Annotated in this window: 8 protein-coding genes; 1 reads left to right on the forward strand and 7 read right to left on the reverse strand. The window is 46.2% G+C overall.

Features of this window, described 5'->3' with window-relative positions:
- Positions 1-18: 18 nt before the first annotated feature.
- Genes KDW03_RS01755 through ruvB form a run of 5 tightly spaced genes read right to left on the reverse strand, consistent with a single transcriptional unit; the run spans position 19 to position 5,233 of the window.
- Complete coding sequence (locus KDW03_RS01755; RefSeq protein WP_271435683.1) at positions 19-1,719, reverse strand: hypothetical protein; 1,701 nt, start codon at positions 1,717-1,719, stop codon at positions 19-21.
- A complete protein-coding gene (locus KDW03_RS01760) occupies positions 1,712-2,314 on the reverse strand; it encodes a hypothetical protein (RefSeq protein WP_271435684.1) in 603 nt (200 codons plus the stop codon). Before KDW03_RS01760 ends, KDW03_RS01755 begins: the two co-directional genes overlap by 8 nt.
- Positions 2,311-3,639 (reverse strand): TldD/PmbA family protein, encoded by a 1,329-nt coding sequence (locus tag KDW03_RS01765; protein ID WP_271435685.1) that lies wholly within the window; start codon positions 3,637-3,639, stop codon positions 2,311-2,313. The genes KDW03_RS01760 and KDW03_RS01765 overlap by 4 nt, the downstream gene beginning before the upstream one ends.
- Positions 3,636-4,208, reverse strand: coding sequence for a flavin reductase family protein (locus KDW03_RS01770; RefSeq protein WP_271435686.1), 573 nt, complete (start codon positions 4,206-4,208; stop codon positions 3,636-3,638). Before KDW03_RS01770 ends, KDW03_RS01765 begins: the two co-directional genes overlap by 4 nt.
- The gene (gene ruvB / locus KDW03_RS01775; RefSeq protein ID WP_408648346.1) at positions 4,205-5,233 is read right to left on the reverse strand and encodes a Holliday junction branch migration DNA helicase RuvB; all 1,029 of its coding nucleotides are present in this window, start codon (positions 5,231-5,233) and stop codon (positions 4,205-4,207) included. The genes KDW03_RS01770 and ruvB overlap by 4 nt, the downstream gene beginning before the upstream one ends.
- 577 nt (positions 5,234-5,810) lie before the next feature.
- Here ruvB and KDW03_RS01780 point away from each other — a divergent pair.
- The gene (locus KDW03_RS01780) at positions 5,811-6,158 is read left to right on the forward strand and encodes a single-stranded DNA-binding protein (RefSeq protein ID WP_271435688.1); all 348 of its coding nucleotides are present in this window, start codon (positions 5,811-5,813) and stop codon (positions 6,156-6,158) included.
- A 70-nt stretch (positions 6,159-6,228) separates the two neighbouring features.
- Here the strand turns inward: KDW03_RS01780 and KDW03_RS01785 are convergent, their stop codons facing one another.
- Positions 6,229-13,854 (reverse strand): FlgD immunoglobulin-like domain containing protein, encoded by a 7,626-nt coding sequence (locus KDW03_RS01785; protein ID WP_271435689.1) that lies wholly within the window; start codon positions 13,852-13,854, stop codon positions 6,229-6,231.
- Positions 13,855-13,864: 10 nt separating this feature from the next.
- Positions 13,865-21,571, reverse strand: a complete 7,707-nt coding sequence (locus KDW03_RS01790; RefSeq protein WP_271435690.1) for a hypothetical protein — start codon at positions 21,569-21,571, stop codon at positions 13,865-13,867.
- Positions 21,572-21,594: the final 23 nt, after the last annotated feature.

Below are 21,594 nucleotides of genomic sequence, written 5' to 3' on the forward strand. Positions count from 1 at the left end.
CTCCAATGTTTTCGATGTTTATATTTTAAGGTAAAGTGATTTTTCTATCAAGAGACTATTACCACCTAGCTCTCCCAAAAGAAGAAAATGAATGGTATCGGCAAGACTATACGCCATCTCCACAGCCTCACGAATCGTCCTTCCATTGGACCAACGCTCTCCCTCGAGTTTACGATCAAACTTCAAAACCTCTGACATGTTTTGGATAACAGGCGATTCATTCTCAGTCCGGCTCAAAATAAAAAGCCATTTCCCGCTATACTGTTCAAAAATATCCCTCAGATCACGACGAATCTGCCGGGAAACCTGACTCCTTTGAATAGAAAGCTGATTAAGACGGCTACTCTTTTCTACTACCGAGAGAAATGCCTCTTTTTCCACTGAACGAATCTCTTTTAAAATACGGAGGTATTCATTAAAACGATCCCGAAGGGGCATGGTTTTGTAATAAAGATCCACGAGTTCTTTTTTCATGTCCAGTCGTTTCCCATCTACAAGCAGATAATTAAATTGAACTCTCGTGCTTGTAAAGAGAAAAGAAAACTCACTCTCATACAATTCCAGAAGGTGTTCTACAAGAAAAATCTTATCATTGACAGTATAAACTGCCTTGGGATTTCTATTGGATTCATACTCCATGAGTTTTTCTCTCCAATGAATACGCTCATTTATAAAGGAGATGCCTTTCTGGATATACTCATTGAGACTTTCTAAAACATTTTTCGCTACAGCATTCTCCTCTTCGGCAAACAGAAAACCACTGGAGCCTTGTTCTGATACTTGTTTCTTCGCTGCTTCTTGCATGGCTTTTTGCATCTCTTCTTTCCACTGATCAGTATAGTATCCCAAAACATCCTCTGGTTTCATCCCCAAAAAATCGCGAAAGGTTATCTTTTTCTTTTGTCTCTCCAAACGATAGGCATATTCCATCAATGTATAGAATCGATCTGCTACCTTCTCATAGATCATGTCAATCGCCATAAAAAGACTCTTGATATTCTGTTCGGTGATACGCGAATTCAGGCGTCGAATCTCTCCCTCTTTGAGAAGAGCCTTCTCCACCGCAAGCTTGAGTGATGTCTGGTAATTCTGGATCACAAAGAGATTGCGATAGATAGCTTTGAGTACCTCCAGGTTTTCAAACAGAGATTCTGGATCCATTTTGTGTTCTGAGAGAAATTTAAAATATTCCTCTTCGTAGAGTTTATCCAGTCTATAAATCAGCTCATATCCAAAAGGAAAAGCACTGTCCGCAAGCATCATTTGCCTGATCTCTGCGGTAATCGCCTTGTCCTGATAAAGAAGAGAAGCCAGAATCATCTTGATCTGTAACAGAGTATTTTGAAAATCATAGAGAAGAAAATTGACAAAGCTCTCCTTGAGTTGACGCCCATTCCATCGAATAAGACCTAACAAAACACAGGTAATACGAGCAGCTGTCAATTCAATCCACTGAGAAACAGGATTAGATTCCTCTGTTTTTTTTGCTCGCGAGATTTTCTTCTCTGCTTTTTCAAGTTCAGCTATTCTCTGCTCCCTTTCCCGACTCACGGTTCGAACTGTTTTTTTAAGCGCACGACGTTCCTGAGCATCAAGATCTATTACCTCCCCACCAGCATCAATAAACTTTTGAAAAAGTTGCTTCTTCTCACTCTCGGAGAGTTCTTTCATCTTCAGCCTTTGACGGATATCGTCAATACGTTCTCTTTCATTACTCATAGATCACCTCCCAAAATCCCTGTTCCGGAACAATACGCACCTGCTGCCATGGTTTATCCTCATATCTCTGGATGGGATAAAGATCTCTCGAAATCCTCTGGATATCAAGAAACATCCGCTGGTTATAGCCTTCTATTACAATAATCCTTGGCATTCCGTTTTCAAAACGCTTTCGTACGCTTATCATCCACCCGTTCATTGTATTACTCACAGGCCAGTCGTTTGTCACCCCAACGCTCTTCTCCTCTCTTTCAAAAAACGTTGGCAAAACCTCCACAAAAAGTGAAGACCATGTCTCATCCACAAAAAACCAATAAGTTCCCTGTATATCATTGATGATATAGTTTGTACCCGATACGTCGGCACAAAACCAGAAAACACGACGGGAAAGAAGGGGTTCTCTTCCTTCAATAATCCAGATATCTCCCTTTCGTCCATACATCTCAACAGAGATCTGTTGTTTCCCTGTCTCCATCACGAGGAGTAAATTACCCACAATATACCAACCCTCCTGCCGGGAAAGCTCACGAACACTCCGACCACATCCCGTCATGATAAGCATCACCAACAAGCTCCACATTCTCAAATGTCTCATCCATCTTCTCCTGTAACACTGACACCATCAAAAGCTAACGCTGGAGCTTTTATCCCCCTTTTTACCTCAGGTTCAGAACCTAAAAACAGGATCTTCTGAAAAAGCTCAAAGGCATTCCCCCGAATCATGGTATCCTTTACTCTCCCTTTTACCTCTCCATGCTCAACAAGAAACCCAAGCTCTACATTCACAGAAAAGTCCCCCGCTACCACATTACTCATCCCTCCCCCGAGGGTACTATACACCAGAAGTCCACGATCAATCGAACGGATCATCTCATCAAAAGACACACTACCCGGTTCAACGATAAGACTGGAAAACTCTGGCTGGGGAAGAGAAGAAGGACTTCTTCTTCCGTGTCCGGTGGTATGAGTTCCCAGCCGAGTGGCCGTCGCAAGATCATAAATAAAATTTCTAAGTACCCCTTTTTCAACTAACACGAGAGGTTTTGCCACAACCCCTTCATCATCAAACGGATAGACATCCCCCACCTCAAGACAAAAAGGATCGTCTCGCAAGGTAAACTGTTCATCCACCACCTGAGTGTTTTCCATGCCTTCCCAGCGACAGATTTTTTTGTATCGACTACTTCCATTCAAGGCTATAAGCAAGGGATCAAGCACGGTATCTAAAGCTTCAGGTGCAAAAATGACAGGATAGCGCCCCGAAGGAATCTTTGCCTTTCTCTGACTCCATTCAAAAAGTTGCTTTATCTTCGCAACATACCGCTCAAAGGAAAACCTGGTATCGAAACGACTTTCTGATTCGCCAAGATAGAGAAGCTCACCCGAAGGATCAACATGCGAAAACCCACAGGAAAGAGAAAAGGATTTTTCTCTATAGTTTCCATAGAAGGATACCGTATTCGCCACCCACTGGGTCGCATCCGTCACCTCTACAGAGACAAAAACCTTGTTTCTCCTGTTGATACTTTTGAACTCTTGAATCAGTTGCTCTCCCCAGCTCATCGCCTGCTCTTTCTCAAGTATCACGTCGCGACATATATCAAGCTCGGGAAATTGTCTCTTCTGTGGAAGCTCAACAAAGAGTTTTTCTCCCCACTGAGACTGCTCTTTTGCCCTCTGAACCATCCCTTCGAGGTCATCCTCATGATTGCAAAAACCCTGCCCTACACGGTAATCACCAGCAGCTGTTTTTTCAAAAACGCGAATGCCAAGAGAAGCATACTCCTTTGCTTCCATGGACTTCAGCCTGTCCATCTCAAACTCTACCGAAAAGGTTTCCCCTGCGGAGGCATAGACATCACCGTAGCTTATCTTTTGAAGAACCTTTTCGATATATTGGGGCATAGATTCTCGTTTCACTGCTTTTGCCTCCCCTGAAAACTTTTCCCAATCTCTCTTGCCTTTGCTACCACCTCTCCCAGGGCACGGTATTCGGAAGACTTTGTTATATACGCCATCGTCTTCATCCGGGAAACATCTGGCTTCCCATTCACAATACACCCCTCATCTATGTACGTCTCTACCACCTCTCCAATCACCAACCAACACGACTCACCAATATCACGTATTTCTCTCACCCGACATTCCAGTGAAAGCGGTGCATCAGCCACAAGTGGCGCCCCATGTTTTCCCCTCTCCACAGGGAAAACGGAAGACTTGTCTTTTTCAAAACCGGAAATTATCCCGCAGTAATCCACGGCAGCCACCTGTTCTTGAGAGGGAAAATTCACCGAAAAAAACTCAAGCGACTCCCGTTCAGAAACAATATAATGCTCTTTTGCAACAGCGAGAAGAACCAGTGGAGGCTCATCCTCTATGGGCGTCCCCCATGCGATGGTGGTAAAGGTGGGCTTTCCCTTCACATGCGCACCTACTACGATGACAGGAAGGGGATAAAAATACAGCGCGGGACCATAAGGTTTTCTCATTGTGACTCTCCTCCAAAAAGCCAGTCATCATCATCTTTTGAAAAGGGGAAACCAAGATGTTCATAGGCAAGCCGGCCAGCCGTCCGTCCACGAGGTGTGCGCTGAATAAAGCCCTGCTGAATGAGAAAGGGTTCATACACATCCTCGATGGTTTCCATTTCCTCACTCACCGATGCCGCCAGTGCCGAAAGACCAACAGGACCACCTCGATACTGTTCAATAATCACCCGCAGAATACGGCGATCCATCTCGTCCAGCCCTTTTTCATCCACGCCCAGCCTCCGTAATGCATAATCCGCAAACTCTCTGTCAACTGGCAGTTTCTTCTCCACGAGAGCATAATCCGCCACTCGTTTGAGAAGACGGTTGGCAATCCGGGGAGTCCCCCGGGAACGACTGGCTATCTCACGAATTCCTTCAGCAGTCACCTGTACCCCAAGAATACCGGCACTTCGGGTAAGAATTTTTTCAAGACTCTCTTTATCATAGTAATCAAAACGCTCAATAATCCCAAATCGAGAGCGCAGAGGACCGGTAATATCCCCCATACGAGTAGTTGCCCCTACAAGAGTAAAAGGAGGAAGAGAGATCCGAAGTGTTTTCGCACCCGTCCCTTCTCCCAAAATGATATCCACCTTGAAATCCTCCATCGCCGAGTACAAAACCTCCTCGAGCTGACGCTTCAGACGATGAATCTCATCGATAAACAGCACATCGTATGCCTCAAGAGAGGTAAGAAGTGCCATCAGATCCCCCTGCCTCTCAAGTGAAGGGGCACTGATCATTTTGAGAGATCGCCCCATCTCATGTGCTATGATTTTGGCAAGGGTTGTTTTTCCGAGGCCAGGAGGTCCATAAAGAATCACATGATCGAGGGGTTTTCCCCGCATTTTAGCAGCTTCTACAAACACAGCTATATTTTGCTTCACCGCTTCCTGTCCCACAAAATCTGAAAAACTTTTAGGCCGAAGCGGCTCATCCATATCTGTGGGTAAAAAATCACCGGTGGTGATCTTTTCGTCTATCATAGGCTCCTTCTTTTACCATTGATAGATTATAAGGGAGATTGGCAAGAAGTGCAAACGAAATTGCCTTCCCATATTGTTTACAATACCTGGTCAGATGTGCTATTCCCTTATAACAGTCAGTCTAGAAATCAGCAAACTGTAAAAGATAAGATTGCTCTCAGTTTTTTCCGAGGGCTGCTCTTTCCCTGTTGCAGTCTATGGGGCACTACCTAGAGACTGTGAAATGGTAATAGCAAGTTTTACACAGGATAAAACCAATCTGGTGAAATAGCTAACCTGACATTGGGACATAAGCTATTTCCTTTTTGCAGTGTCCATGCATACCATATAACCGGAAGAAATCAAAAAATAAACCCCCTTTCTTTTACCGGAAGATGGTAAAAGCAACAAAGTGTTTTCCCTCTACCATGGTAAGAGCTCTTCCCCGCTGCAAAAAGGAAATAGCACCCTCTCGATACTCCACCTTCTTAAAAAAATTTTTTTTCAAAAAACCCATAAAGGCGCCTTTTTTTAACAATTTTGACAAATTTTTTTCGATATAATATATAGCAAAAAACAAAACAAGGAGGAGCCTATGTCCAAATCCGTCAATGTGGTTGTTGTCGAAGGTGGTGTTGTCCGTGAACCCCAGATCCGCTATACCTCAGAAGGTTCTGCCTATACCCGCTTCGCTATCGCTCATACAACCTTCTCCCAAAAGGAGCCTGACCAAAAACAAACCTGCTACTTCGAGGTTGCCGCCTGGGGAAAAATCGCCGAAGTCTGCGCCGCCTACCTCAAAAAGGGCCGAAGAATCATCGTCTCAGGAAAACTCCATCAAAGCCGTTGGGAAGACCCAACCGGACAAAAACACGCAAAGGTTACCATCACCGCTAACGATGTCAAGTTTATGCCACCCTCAAAACAGAAAAAGAACTCGTAAAAGTAAAATCCCAACCTTCGCTCACCTCCACAAAAAAAGCCCGGCTGTGTGCCGGGCTTTTTTATTCTTCTTATCTTGCTATCACAATCGTTCCACTGTACACATGCCCTCCTGCCTCAATCTTGTACACATACACCCCACCAGCAACATCATACCCGGAGAGATCCTTGCCATCCCAATAAACCTCTCCACTTGCAAACTCTCCACTCCTCTCCACTTTATACACAAGGTTCCCTTTCAGATCATAGATCTTGACTACATACTTCTCCACAGGCTGCTCAAACACTATCGAAAGCTTCATGTTCTGCACCTCTCGCCCTCCACGGCGCGGCGTAAATACCTTCGGATCCACACGTACACTGATAAAGCCCTCCTTCACCTTCTCAGCACTGTCTGCCATCACCGTGTAGTACTTGTGGAGATAGCTCACCTTCACTTTTATCGTATGCGCATTCCTATCCACTACTCCTCCAAGCTTTACCCACTGCTTCGTCGTGGCACGCCAGTAGTACACTGAGAGCTTCTCCTCGCTCCAGCCCTGCGCACTGATGTACGCCGGATCATACGCTATCGTAATCGTCGCATCATTCTTGAGCCACTGCTCGGGCTGTTCCTCGCCCTTCGCATTCCGTATCACAAATATCCACGCCTTCGCATTGGCCTTGTCAAGAGGTACTTGGATGGGTTTCTGTTCCGTCGCTGCCTGCTGCTCAGGTGTCATGTTCGTAATCCAGATATCCAGTCGGAAGTTCTCCCCTATCGTCCCGGATGGGAACGTGATCGCCGTCTCCATGTCATCCAGACATACCACCGTCTGTTCTCCAGTCGCATCCGGACTCAAAAGATCATGCTCCATCTTGTTCGTCCCGATGTTGGTGACGATATTCGAAACAACCGTTATTCCTGTCTTCCGAATTTCAATATAATTCTTGCCAATAAACCCGATATCATATTCTCCTGGCATCACAAAATCAAGGGTGTAGGCTCCGCTAAGATCTGCCCCAACAACAAGGTCGGCACCAAACTTATCCTGAGCAAGAACAGAAGTTCCTTTCTTGTAGAGTTTTATAGAGGGGTTGGCAAATCCTGGCAAAATCACTCCTTTCACCCTCCCAAAGTCAGCAAGAAGCACAGGAAGAATATTTGTTTCCCCTACTGAGGGTTTCGTGATAGCCCATACACTTGCCCCTTGATACCAGACCCAGGAAGACATATCGTTTGTCCAATTCACTATATTGGTATAGGTAACAAAGATCTCCACCGTGTCCTGTCCATTCTGATCAGGAATAGCATCATTTTCATAATCTATCAAAAGATTTGTGGAGTTCGTCGTATAGGCTAGACTCCTCTGCAAATTTGCCGAGCGAATATTAAGAACATGAAGTTTTTCATTATCAAAGTTAAGAAGAAGTTTCTTGATAGGACGGTTGTAAGAACCATTGCGAACTACATACCTGATGACAGCATCATGATCAATGCTATAAAGAATCTGGTGGTTCTCGACATACCCCTCAGAATCAAGCTGGGCTGCTTCAAAATCTATAAACTGCTGCGAATAAGCGCCCATTTCTGCACCATTATAAGCGTACATCTGGACTATAACACGCTCAGGTTGCTCAACAAGATTCGTAAACTGGAAGGTGAGAAGATTGGTCTGCCCGGGTAAAAGTCCACCAGCAGGATACACAACCCTTATCCTCTCATTTCCTACCCAGGAAACGGCTGCACCAGGATACGAAACTTGTACCGTCCCCGGAATAACCGAACGCATCTTTTCCGGCAGAAGAATCTCATTTGTCAGAATCCCGTTTTCCTCCTCCCCCGCGTTACTTACTACCACTGCTGCCAGATTTGTTTTGCCGATAACACCACTCACATACCAGGTTGTAATCCAGGAATAGCTGGGTTGCGGAATTTCTCTTTTCACCGTTTGCAGTAAGCTCCCCACATCTTTCTCTTTTGCCTTCGCCCAACCATTTCCATTGTCTACCTCAACATCCCAGAGGATATTGGTAGAGATAAAGTTTGTGGCATCCATCAGCGTGAACGAAAGCGTATCACTTTCACCCTTGAGAAGTGGTTCGGCATAATCAAAAGTCACAGTATTCCCTCCTTGAGTAATCACAGCCACTCTGGAAGACGTGACAGAAACAATATTGGTAAAGAAGTTCGGTACCGTCACCTTTACTTTCTTGAGAGAAGAAACACCACTTGCGTTGTTTTCTACAATCACATTCACATAATGATTACTCCTTGTGGAATAGACCGTCTGAGGAGAAACGATAGCCGACGGGGCATCTTTCACCAGCACCACAAAGCTCATATTTGTCTCATAATACCCATTCGAAAGGGAGATTCGCCAATTAGAAACAGTCTGGGCATTAGTGAGAATGTTTGAAAGAACAAGTTTAAACTCACAAACCCTGTTTGGCAGGAGGTTCGAAAGCATCAAGCGGATATTACTAGAACCTATCACACTTATGTTGGTGATCCAGCCATTGGTGAGGATAGATGCCACTGTCAAACCATTGGTAAAAGCTTGTGGTACGGTAAGCACAACCTGCTTGATTGTATTTTCCCTCTCTCCACTATTAGAGATACTCCAAACGAGAGTTACCTTTCGATGGGTAGTGTACACCTCATTTTCAGCCAGCAGGATGCGTGCCTCAGGAAGGGGCATCACAAATCTCACGAGATTGGTCGAATTCGGTGCAAGAATCCCCGACACAAAGGTATTTCCTGAGGTAGAGAACCTACTCTCAATCTCTATCCAGACGTTGGTTTCTCCTTGCTCAAGAGTATCTATGAGAGTAAGGACCAGCGTATCATTGGAGGAAGGCTTCATGCGCCCGGCTGAATAGTTCACCACAACTATACGATTTGTTCGTACCTCATTGGTAAACATCCCCACGGTATAGCCGGACATCTTGGAACTCTGGACAGACACCACATTGGTCAGCGGCCATGGGAGATGGACTCTCACATTGGTGATATCATCCTCCGAACGACTGCTGATATTCTGTAACTCGATGGTAAGCACGTTGGTAAGTTTCACGGTATTCAAGGAATTGGGGGGTACAGCATACGTCGTATTGTATGGCGGTACCACAAACCTCAAAACAAGAGATCCGGGAAGTTGTCCTGTATTTTCTCGTTCACGATTGGTGAGGGGTTCCCACAGGGCTCCACTTGCGTAGAGTTTCCACTGTCCTTCAAAGGTGGCTGTCGTCTGATTGTCCCACCCTGTAAAGGTAATGGTATCCTTTTGACCAGGATCCAGCCATCCAACATTGGTATACACAAGATAGAGGTGCTGATCATTAGACCAGATAAGAGTTGCCCCACGACTTGAGCTCATTGCGGTCATGTTGGTAATCACCTTTTGGCCGTTTGTTTCAGGGATCCAGAGCCGAATCAGGGGGATCCTGTTTCCTGGCTCTCCACCGTTTGAAACTACAAGGGTATATGCTACGTTATCCAGATCCTTGTTTACCTCCGTAGGAGACACCGTGGCATACAATACGGGCATCACATGAGTAACTGTCTGTTCTGTCATCTGGAGGGCATCCTGCGGCACCATCTGCCAATTGGACAGATAGTAGACCTCTGTCCTCCACGAAACATTCGTAGGATCGGCAAGAATAGGTTTCTTCCAGTTGAAAAGAAGGGCAAATCTTGCCCCAGCGGGCATTCCATTTTCCCCAAAATCCACCCAGATTTTGTTATTGGAGATCGTTCGGGCAGCGGGTATTCCATCAACTGTCAACGAGTTGGTTATCACAACAAATGGCTCGGGAATAGCAATAGATACGGCTCGAAGAGCCATCCCTTGAGCAATACCATTGGTCAGGATTATGGTCATACTTCCGTTGGTCATGGTTCTGGGAAGAGAAGTGGGATTCACCAGAGCATGTCCCATGGCTGTGCCGTAAACTTTTCTTTCACCAACACTCCACACATTCGTTAATGGGAAATACCTTGTCTCTGGAATTGTCCCATAGTCGACAAATCCGTTGTATGCCAGCCCTTCCCACTCTCCTAGTTGTGGAAGGAGATGTCGATTCTGGATCACAAAGGTTACCCTAAGCTGGTCACTACTTCCCCCCGTCAAAACGTGAGTTCCTGAATAGGTTATCAGGATATTGGTAGGTGTTAAGGTAAAGAAGCCACTGTTTGTTGAGGAAAAACCTAACCGGCTACTATGGACCCAGAGGACGGTATTCGTCAAAACCGATGGAATTACAAGTAACACTTCCTGGATCTTATCCCCCGCAAAACCACTGTTTGTGACCGTAATCACCATATCCTGGGTGATCACCGCAGGACCATTCGTGTTCACGTAGAAAACATTCGGGAGAACACGGATCCCCCCCCGTGGTTTAGGAAGTCTGAAATTTATACTGCCGTAGTACCCATCAGCCACATTGGTGATGGTAAACCATCCCCTCTGGTTACTTACTGAAACCGTAAAGCCCACATTCAACAGATCCCTGTCACTTACGTGATCAATCATATCAAAGTGAAGATAGGCCTGTTGTCCTCCATCAACAGGTGAAGAGAACACCATCGTCACACTGCCCGTAAGTGGATTGTAGGAAGGTGTCCCCAGAGAGGTCCCACTCTTGTTGGTGAGGGTGAAATTTCTCAGGTTTGTGGAAATATTGGTGGGAATGGTTATCGTACAACGATAAAGCGTATTTCCCACAAGTCCAAAATTACTCAGCACAAAACTCATCCTGTTCGTCTCTGTGGTTACATCAATATCCCCGGGCAAAATCCCCTGAGCCGCTTCAGGGATAGGATACTCCACATAGATCTTATTTGACCCCTGATAGAAAAGCCCTATCGTTGCCGCATTGGAAGAGTAGATGTCATTCGTCGGCGAAGGCGTCTTAAAGACATACATGGGCACCACAAAATTTGTAGGAAGCGTAATACGATCAGCGAGATATATCTCGATAGTATCCTTTGATTGTGCCACATCATCATAGAAGGATTTCACGGAGTTCGCGGCATACTTCAACGTTATCACAAACCAGCCGCTGTTGGTCGTCAAGCTTACATTTGTGGCTTTACCACTTGAAACATTGGAGATACTCGCAATAAGGTTCGTGGGGAAAAGAATCTGAGCCGAGAGAATATCAACCCCCGATGAGCTTATGTTGTACAGGGTGTGCAGGAAACGGTTACTTACATGAGCTGTGGTAAAGAGGGGGCTATTTGTCGTCTGGCTATCCTTGAGCCAGAGGATGCTATGCTCTGCTTTTGGTACGGGTGGGGCAATAGTTACCCGCCACGTTTTGGGAGCGTTTTCGTACTGAAGGACATAGCCGGCTGAATTCCCATTATCGGCATAGAGCTTAAATTCAGCAAACTCCGCACTTCCCTTGACATTCGTATTGGTAAACGCTGCAAAGAACTGGATCGTTGAGACCTGATCGCTGTCAAGAGGGGTTGTGTAGGTCACCCAGAGGGCATTGTTTGAATATGCCCATGTTCCCGAAGGAGTGAGACTCACATTACTAAGAGAGTTGTTAGAGTACACACCGGGAATATCAATTTTCACACTGTAGATCACATTCCCCGGCTTTCCTTCGTTTTTGAGGGTATAGGTATAACGAATGGCGTTACTCTGGTAAACAGGCCTGATAGCCACCTCGGATGGATCAATAAAACCTGCCACCTGAGCGTTGGAGAGTGCTACTCTCACCAGTTGAGAGGTATAGACAGCGTTTGTCCCTGCTTTTTTCCAGAGCGCTCCACTTACAAGTGCACTACTATCCACTTCAACTTGCCAGAGGAAATTGGAATACACCATCCCGGGAGCAAGAGAAGGAGTTCCATTGACAGTAAAACTAATTCTATCAAGCGAAACACCAGGAGGAAGTCCACCACCACTGAGATTAGTATACCAGATCCATATAAAGTTACTCCCATTGAGATTGGTGATCCAGATATTCCGATAACTCGGCACCACTCCAAGAGCAGTAGAGACGATGTTGGTCTTTCCTCCCCCGTTATTAGAAACCGTGAAGCCATCAGGCACGTAAATCCTTGCCGCTGAAATAGGTGGAATATCAGGAAGACCCTCCGTTGAAAGCTTGACAGTAAAACTACTCTCTTCTGTCCCAACAATCAAAGGTACGGGGGTATACTCTACCTTGGCATACGCCTCAGGGGCTCGGTAAACCTGGACCCGCAAACTTTCAGAGAAAGCCTCACGGGCTTTCTGGCGTCCTGTCGTAGCATAGGGAAGTCCGTTCACCGCATCAAAGATACTATCTTGCGCGGTATCCGTGTGCTTCACACTATCCACATAAACCTCAAAATTGTCCCCTGCTGGATTGGGGGTAGAGGGTGTCGTCAAGGTAAAGTAGATATCAATTGTTCCATTGGTCACAATGTTATGGCTCGTCTTACTCTGAGCCCAGAAACGTATATACAACTCTCCCGAAGGAAGTTCTTTCACCTGAAAACGCCCACTTGCCGGTGGGGAGGCCCCATTATTCTGAAGTCCTCCATACTGGCTATTGGTGACCGCTACCCCAGCCGTGTTCCAGGCACCATACCCGACCGGTTTTTTGACATAAATCTCCTGCACCCCACTATCGTTAGGATGGGTGGTAACATTGATGGTGAGTTTAAAAGGTATCGACCGGTTGGTCATTGCCCGGATTGGAGAGATCTGAGCCATCACGTTGCTTGCCACCGTACGGATGAGGAAGTGATCAAACTGGGTCTCCGTATGCCCTGAACCCCAATAACAGGTTTCTGTCCCGAGAAAAGCAACGAGATTTGTAGTCCACGTCACCTCCTTTTCCCCTACCTTGACCCACGCATTACTCAGATTGGGGGTCGTCCCAAGAGGATTGTAGTTGACGTAGAAACTCACCTTGCGCCCATCATGGGTCACACGAATCCCAAGAGGACGCACTACTGGATTAACATACCCATTCCCCCCTGTAAAATGATAGGCGGGAGTATTAAGATAGGTGGTTTCATTTCTATCATCATAGGTCCTTTGAAAAGTATTGGTCACGTTCAGAATCGTTCCGACTGTATTCCCATCTATATCCGTAAGAAGCGAAGAAAAAGGCACAATATTCTCATAGCCAGCAAAATACCCATACGTGCTGGGAAGAACATTATCACTTCCATCCAATGCAGACTTCTCAAAAAAGTACGCAAAATCCTCCCATCGTTCGTACGGCTGGGATGTCCCATTGTCACTTGCTATCCATACTCCCATATATACCCATTTCTGACTCCCACCTGCCCCCGTATAAGCACGCTGATCAAGACTATTCGTATACCGGATCACTGTAAAGCCAAAAGGCTCCTCAGGCGTCGCATTGATCGTCCCGAGACCCGCACCAGCAGGGGTAAACTTCGCCCCATCACCAATGTACCATGTGTTCCACCAGAGGGCACCATTGTTTGGCCTTCCATAAACCTCCAAAAGATTCGGACCTCTCCTCACCAGTGCCGTATTATCCGGCCCCCCTCCCCCACCATGATCATTGTATATATCATGAGCAATCATATCGCGTGCCATCCGGAAATTCCACCGCCAGCCACCGCCGTTGTAGTTGGTAGCATCCATCGCCGGATTTGAGAAATCTTGATAATAGTAGAGCGATCGACCCCACATGCTTACCACAAGGGTGAGAAAGAATATATATCTCATTGCCTTCATACTCCACCTCCTACCGTGCAATCACCAGCGTACCACTGTAGGTCTCACCACCGGCATATATCTTGTACACGTACACACCATTTTTCACATCGTAGCCTTCCGTGTCTTTGCCATCCCAGGCTATCTCACCCTGCGTATACGGCCCATCCTCACGGATAAACCGTCGGATGAGATTGCCCTTGAGATCAAAGATCTTGACCTCGTAGCGATTTACTGCCTCCCTAAACTCCATCGTCACACGGATCGAACCGTAGTAGCCGTCCCCAGACCTACTGGGGGTAAATACCTTTGGTCGAAGCGTCACAGCCGTGATTATACCGGGCCTCTCTTCACCAGCACGGCTAAAGACACCGTACAAGCTATGCACATAGCTTACACGAGCTACCACTCGCTTCGCCGTCGTATCTACCTCGCCTCCGATCCTCACCCATCGTGGATGCAGCCCATTGTCATCCCAGTAGTAGATCGCAAGATCCTGTTCACTCCAGCCACGAGAAGCAATATCCACCGGATCATAGGCAAGATAGAGGATAGCATCACGTTTCACAATAGCTCCATCCATGGGCTTATCGTCTCTCGTGTTGAGGGCAAAACGGTACCCATACATGTTCTCCGTGGTGGAAGGAGCTTTCACCGTCTTGTTCTCGGTGAGGTTACGCTTCTGCTCCGCTATCAGTGGAACCCGCGTGATGTCAACAGAAAACTCCCTGCCCACTGAATTCCCCGGGAAGACAATCATACTGTTGGTTTCTTCGTAACACTCTACCGCCTGAACCTCATCCTCCCCTCCCAGAAGCGGCGCATTGCGCATCGCTATAATGGGCACCCAAACCGTCTGGTTTGCAGGAACAAAAATATTTGTCCTTAACTGGCGATAATAGGGTGCAGCAAATTCAAGGATATAATTTCCCTCAGGTACATGAGGGAGACGATAATCCCCTGTCCCCAACTGGATAGTACCAGAGAGAGGATTTCCCTCATCATCAAGACCAATAGTTGTACCATCTCTTTCGTACATCTTCACGTATACCAGCTTCTTTCCGGGAAATACCTTTCCCACAACAATTCCCCACGTAGAATTGGTAATCACCAGCCATTTCTTGGTAGAATCCAGAGACAGCGTAGAGACACCATTCAGGTTTGTGCCGCCTGGTCCTACAGAGACAAGATCTGCCTCACTCCGTACCGGCACTATCCCTGTGTTTGTAAGAATATAGGCAAAGTGAATCTTGAGATCCTCATTTTCAAGCGTATTTAATCCCTCCCCCATCGGATAGGTAAGCAAAAACTGATTGGAATTCGTCTCAAGCCTTGTCACTGTAGCACGCGTATTGGAAATCACAATATTGGAAAAAACTTCCAGCGTATTGGTTTCAAAGGTTAGAAGAAGTCTCGAGACATGGCTCTTAAAGGTTCTATTTAATACACGATAGGTAAGTACTCCTTCAGTTTCCACAATATAAAGGGCGTTATCTCCTACAAAATACCCCTCTACCGTTACCGGGGGATAATTCACACTGAGGAGACTGTACCCCTCTCCCACGAGAGAAGGCACTACCGTCTCATGATCGGCAAGATGAGAAGCCCGTACCACAAACGGCAGATTTGTCGGTGCCCCATAGGTATTACTGAAACTGAAACTTACCTGGTCACAAACATTTGAAGAAAGCCCCACTCCATAGTTTACCCGCAAGCTATGGGTGCTTCCCTCGTAACTTACACTTCCTCTGGTACTCGAAAAATCCTGAATATCCACAAGACCCTCGGGAAGCGTAATCATCACATTCGAAATGGTGTTTGCCGTTGTCGCTCTGTTAGAAATAAAAATGGTAAGATTGGAACGCCCCGTGGTGATATAAATACCACTCGTATCAAGCCACTGAACTGCTTGAGGAAGGGGCATAAAGAATCGTACGAGATTTGTCTTTTCCGAAGCAAGCGGTACAGGAAGATATCCCCAGGGATCCTCTACCCACACCTGGACGGCATGAGTAGCATACCCTACCTCAAAGTTGTCCAACACGTCGTTTTTGAGGACATCATACTCGCCTGCGCCGAGAAGATTCCCTGCACTTTGATAATTTACCAGGATATTGGTAGGATGACCTGTGATAAAGGAAGAACCTATCTTGCGACTCAGGGTGTTCATCCTGTTGGTGAAAACCGAAGGTAACGATATCTTCAGCCTGGTGATAGGAAGGTCTGCAGAAACGGTATTTGCTACATACACTACCACCCTGTTACTATGCGTAGTGGAATCGATATCGCTCACACCTTCTTGATCATTTACATAAACATGATACACCGGCATAGAGGAAACGGTCACATTTGTTTCTCCGGCTACGCCGGCGTTTGTAACAAAACTCCTCACCCTGATACCCAAACCACGTGTTGCCGGACCTCCAAAAGTATTGGAAACCCAGAGAACCACGGTATCTTTTGCTCCTGCAAGGATCGGTATCCCATAACCAAGAGTAAGAACACCATTATTGTAGTTTGTTACCGTCGCCGTGGTATTGGAAACGCGGCTTATAGCAAAACCATTTGTCAATTCTAAGGGGAGCCTGATCTCCACCTGGTCTATGACACTCGTCGATACCCCGGCATTGGAGAGAATCAAGGTAAGAGAAAAGAATTTTCTGTCCATGTACACCTTGTCTGGGGTAAGGAACGCCATTACCTTCGGTTCTGGAGCAACATACCTCACCTCAAGACTTCGCCCTGGCTGGACAGAAACCTCTTTGAATTTGTCATCAGTGCTATCGTAGGCAGCCTCCACCGTCCAGGGGATATTGGTATTACTGTAGAATACTCGATCATGAAGTTGGACCCATATCTCATCGCTTTCCGTGGGAAGAAGAGGTGCACTCCGATAGTCGAGCCAAAGAGCTCCATTGGTGAAAGCCCTTATCACATTTGCTCTGAGATTCGTAAAGGTGAGCGCATTGGTTACAAGAAGGGTGCCCGGCGAGGGAATAGGAATACGGACCCATCGAATATTATTCCCCTCACTGCTGTTGTTATACAGATAGAACCGTAACCCATTGTTTGTCTCTGTGGTTAAAATCACATTGGTCTCAGTAAGCGAGAGTGCATTCGTCGCTTCAAGATAGGCTGCTGCACGATACCCTGGTTGAACAATGGAAAGATCAAGACTTCGGTTTGGATATATCCATGCTAACCCCGGTTTAGAATAATTCACCGTATTATCCGCATACACCTGCCAGGTTACATTGGTCTCTTGAGGAGGAGCGATGGCATCCCATCCCCAGCAACTTATCTCATCATACCCATTTACAGGAAGAGGCGTGGTATACTTTATCCACAGGGCACCATTACTCTGAGCCATCGAAGCAGGTCTCAACGAACTCCAACCGGAAACATTGGTGATGATCCCGCTCGGAAGCACAATCTTTAGCCAGTACACTTCATTCCCTTCCCCACCAACATTGGTAACGGTAAAGGTGTAACGATTGGTGATAAAATCCTGACCCACCACATTGGGAGAACTTGCTACCCATACCTGGGCATAGGGATGGATAAAAGCTACGACATTGGTGTACCCCTCACGCACTACCGCTATATTGGTATAAGAAGCGTTGTTCGTATACCAGACACGCACAGTGACCGAAAAATTGGTATCTCCAGTCGTCCAACTATCATATCCTCGGATAACCACCCACTCTCCATTGTTTGGCATAAGCCCGTAAGGATAATCGATCCGTACTTTTGTTCCATTCACCGTAGCATTGCCAATGGTTGAAATCACCTGAAGATTGGTAAAGAACGATGAAGGATACTCTATCTCGACGGCAGAAACAAGCCTGCCCCCATTCTCAAGACCATTCTCGATACGATTAGAGTAAATCGCGGAAGCCGCAGGTGTAGAAACTTCGCCGGGCAACACAAAGAAACGAACAGGATCAACGAGAGAAATCACATTCGTGCCGGAGAGAAGAGAAGAACCATTATAATAATTCGTCCATTTCGGAGAGCCATTGGTATTGGTAGAATTGTTAGCCGCATGCACCACGATCACGTTTGTTGCCAGGATATTGGTTCTCACTGCCACATAGATATAAAAATCATCTGTGGTTCCCGGCGGAATATTGGTATTCGAGAGTTTATAGTTGATCTCTATAACATTGGTCCCTCCAAAGGTGGTAAAACTCATAGCTGCTCCTGGTGCATTCGTTCCGAGAAGAGCGTTACTTACTTTGAAGATCTGGTTGGATACCGCCGCAGGAAGGAAAATTCTCAGCCATTCCAGTCGGTTACTTCCCCAGCCGAGATTTTTCACCGAGAGGCGAATGACATTGGTATTGGTTTTTCCATTGTAACTTCTATAAAGAACCGTAGGAAGGACAGCATACTCATAAAATGTGGGAGGGGGAACAATAGAAACCTTTTGCGTGCCATTGTCTAACACAGGAATCCCATTGGTCCACATACGCTGATTGGAAACACAGGCAGCAAGGGTAAACTCTGCCTCTGTTTCTACTTTATCCTGCATGGTAAAACTAATGGTATCTGTTTTGCCACCCCAGAACTGATTGGCATACTGCACCACTACCCGATAATATCCCAAGGCATGCGGTTGAAAACCAGCATAAACTCCACCAAGAGCAGAGGAAACGTTTATAATATTGGTGATATAGTTTGTGGGAAGAAGAAGATACACCGATTTAATAAGGTTCTCTATGGAGCCTTCGTTTGATATTACATATGAAATCATATACTGGTTGGTTGCGGCATCGATAAAGCCTCCCGGCACATTCACGGCTCCCTTTGCTTTTGGCCGTGGATAGATAAACCGTAGCTCAGTATTATCTGCTCCATCGTTCTCGGCGGGTACAAAATTCGTCGTGTTTCGCGCAAACAGAAGAATATTGACATTGGTGGGAAGAGAGATATTGTCCATCAGATAGAAACTGATAATATCGTTACTCCCCGACCAGAGAGCAACGGTATTGGTGTAGGCAATATCCATCACCCAGTTACTTCCTCCATTGGTCGTCGAAAGACTGATCTGATTCGATCCCACAAGGAGAGAAGAAGGATAAAGCACATTGGTAACGCCGTGGGGGAAAATCACCTTGATCCGAAAGATGGTATTGTCCTTTTCCCCTGCATTACGTACAGCGAGTCGCACATAAAAGGGAGTATTTTCGTCGACATAATGATGGTGATTGTACCAGGCATCCGCTACGCCGTCTTCATTCAACGGCGAGAGAAGGGCTGCCTTGAGTTCAGCCGGAGGCGTGTAGAAGAAGTAGCTCCACCTATTGGCCGTATCTTCTTTCACTTCCGTCCAACCATCGCCGTTACCGTTATCAACATACGCTATGTTGGTAGCCCATATAATGACATTCGTCAGGGAACGCACATCATCATACCCCGTAAAACGAATTGCCTCCGTATAATCCTTGGGTATATTGGTACCCTGATTGCGGTAGTCGAGCAATATCCAGAGATATCCCTCGTTATTGGTAATATTGGCATTGGTGATGTTTGTTGTCACCGAGACGGTGGCTTGCCGCGTAGGGATTACCGACGTGACGTTGGTGATATGTTTATCGAGGCGAATCAACACCTTGTGAATGTTATTTCCTGGGTTCTCCCCTCGATTCTTGAGCACAAAGGTATACTCCTCCGAGGAAAGAATATTTTTCACATTCGTTGGCGTCTGATAGGCTTCGGCTTTTGGGGGTTTCTTTCGTACAAGAAAATGCTGGGTAGGATACGAGATGCTTATCCCATTGGTGACCGGTTTAGTACCCGGAAGAGCAGAATAGCTTATCACATAAATACGGTTGGAGAGTTCATTCGTCCCTGGCGCAGGCACATCGAGATTGGTTGTTGTGAGATTCAAGAAGCTTATCGTATCGTTCCCGCTCCCTGCTGCCAGCACCTTGTTTTCATTGGAGTAAAAAAGAGAAATCTTTCGTTGAGCAGAATCATAGGTAATAGAACTACTCGAACATACCGAACTCTGCAAGGAGACAGGATCAAGTGCAAATCCCACCGGCAAGAGAATATCTACATGGCAAATATCTGCATTATTATCCGCCGTTTCGTTCGTATTTTTTGCCGCAATATCCACAAACCATGTCTTGGACTCCCCCTCATAGACGAAATGAGGTCGGATAGAAGCTATCCCCACCGGATCATTTGCCGTACGAAACGTCAGGGTATTGTTGTCAAGGAAAGTTCCTCCAAAATGGGTCACATTCCCCGCATAGGCTCGTGCTGGTCCTGTCGTGGCGTTCGTCGTCCACGTGGTATCCGCATACTTTTCATTATTCACATACACCTGGATGGTCTTCCCCACGACGTCCCCTGTAGAAGGGGTGGAAAAGTTGCTCACCACGATATAGATCATGTACTGGTGGGTTGTAGCAATACTTCCCCCAAAACCACTATAATTGGGATGGAAAACATCGGGAGTTGCTGCGGCATTAAAGCGTATCTTGAGGCGTTTGCCATTCTCTTTTACGGAGAGAGCCACCGTTCCAGTCGGGGGGTTAGCATCTCCCCATTGTCTATTAAAGGTACGATAGATGGTCTGCCCATTGGTTTGTGCCCAGAACACTCCCACCTGATTGGTAAAGGCTGTCCAGTTGGTGTAGGTGAGATAGCTCTCCGGCAGGTCGATATACACCTCCTGGACCCCTGCCTCGTTGACCGTCGAAAACCAGGGGTGAATCGCTATACGCAGGGCATTGGTTGTCCCGGCCTTGGTCATCACGGGGGAGATTTCTGCCACGTTGCTTGCCGCGACAGTGCGGATCGTAAAATTGTCTACCTTAAGAAGAAGACGCTCAGCATCTTCACGGTTATTGGCCAGCCCAAACATCACCATCAATTCATTCGAAAAAATTACGGGAACCCGTTTCACAAGATAAAAAGTATTGGGATAGGTGGTACTCGTTCCATTCCAGTTCTGCTGAGAGGTACCATTGGGATTGGGATTGATATAGAGAGAAGCAAACTCCCCATCTATCGTGACACGAATCTTTATGTGATTGTTATTATTGGAATAAATATTAAGGGTGCCTTTGTCATCCTCTATGGTATTTGCTCCCCACCGCTCGTCATAAGACCAGTTAAGGATACCTCTTAGATCATCACCCCCAGACACATCAGGACGGGAAAGAGCTGAAACATCCAAAGCGTTACCCGGAGAAAGACCCTCGTTTACTGACCAGTAGCTTCTCGGCTGTGTATCTGGTTCTCCTGAAAGTCTCGGATGAAAAATCTCAGAGAAAAAGATAGAATTGACATACCTGTTAGAAATTGTTGTGACCGACGGATCATACTGGATAATTCCTACATCAAAAGCAGCTTTTTTTCGGCCCGATTCCGCATACCAGCCAATATCACTATCGAGAGAAAGAAGCGTTCGCGTAATTTCAAAACCAAAAGGCTTTTCAGGCGTGGCCGAGAAGCGAACATTGGTATACCTGCTATAAGCCCCAAAAAGCTCGGTATAATACTCTTCTGTCACTCTCGTACCAGCAAAAGAGAGAACTCCCCCTGAAGGCCCTACGGTGAGATCATTGATTTCATTATGTATCCCCGCCTGCAAAGAGTAGAGAAACTTGTACTGCCAGTTTCCATTGGGAGAACTAAAATCCTCAAAGTACACATAACCCCATACCTTACTTACCCAAAGTATGGCAAAAAGCCATACCATCCATCTGTTTTTCCGCAGCATAGGCATCCTCTTTCTTTATCATC

It is taken from the genome of Thermospira aquatica (genome assembly GCF_023525255.1).
Lineage (GTDB): Bacteria > Spirochaetota > Brevinematia > Brevinematales > Thermospiraceae > Thermospira > Thermospira aquatica.

Excerpts from the sequence above, each read along its gene's own strand:
- KDW03_RS01755 (WP_271435683.1), bottom strand. The coding sequence starts at position 1,719 with ATGAGTAATGAAAGAGAACGTATTGACGATATCCGTCAAAGGCTGAAG.
- KDW03_RS01760 (WP_271435684.1), bottom strand. The coding sequence starts at position 2,314 with ATGAGACATTTGAGAATGTGGAGCTTGTTGGTGATGCTTATCATGACG.
- KDW03_RS01770 (WP_271435686.1), bottom strand. The coding sequence starts at position 4,208 with ATGAGAAAACCTTATGGTCCCGCGCTGTATTTTTATCCCCTTCCTGTC.
- KDW03_RS01780 (WP_271435688.1), top strand. The coding sequence starts at position 5,811 with ATGTCCAAATCCGTCAATGTGGTTGTTGTCGAAGGTGGTGTTGTCCGT.
- KDW03_RS01785 (WP_271435689.1), bottom strand. The coding sequence starts at position 13,854 with ATGAAGGCAATGAGATATATATTCTTTCTCACCCTTGTGGTAAGCATG.
- KDW03_RS01790 (WP_271435690.1), bottom strand. The coding sequence starts at position 21,571 with ATGCTGCGGAAAAACAGATGGATGGTATGGCTTTTTGCCATACTTTGG.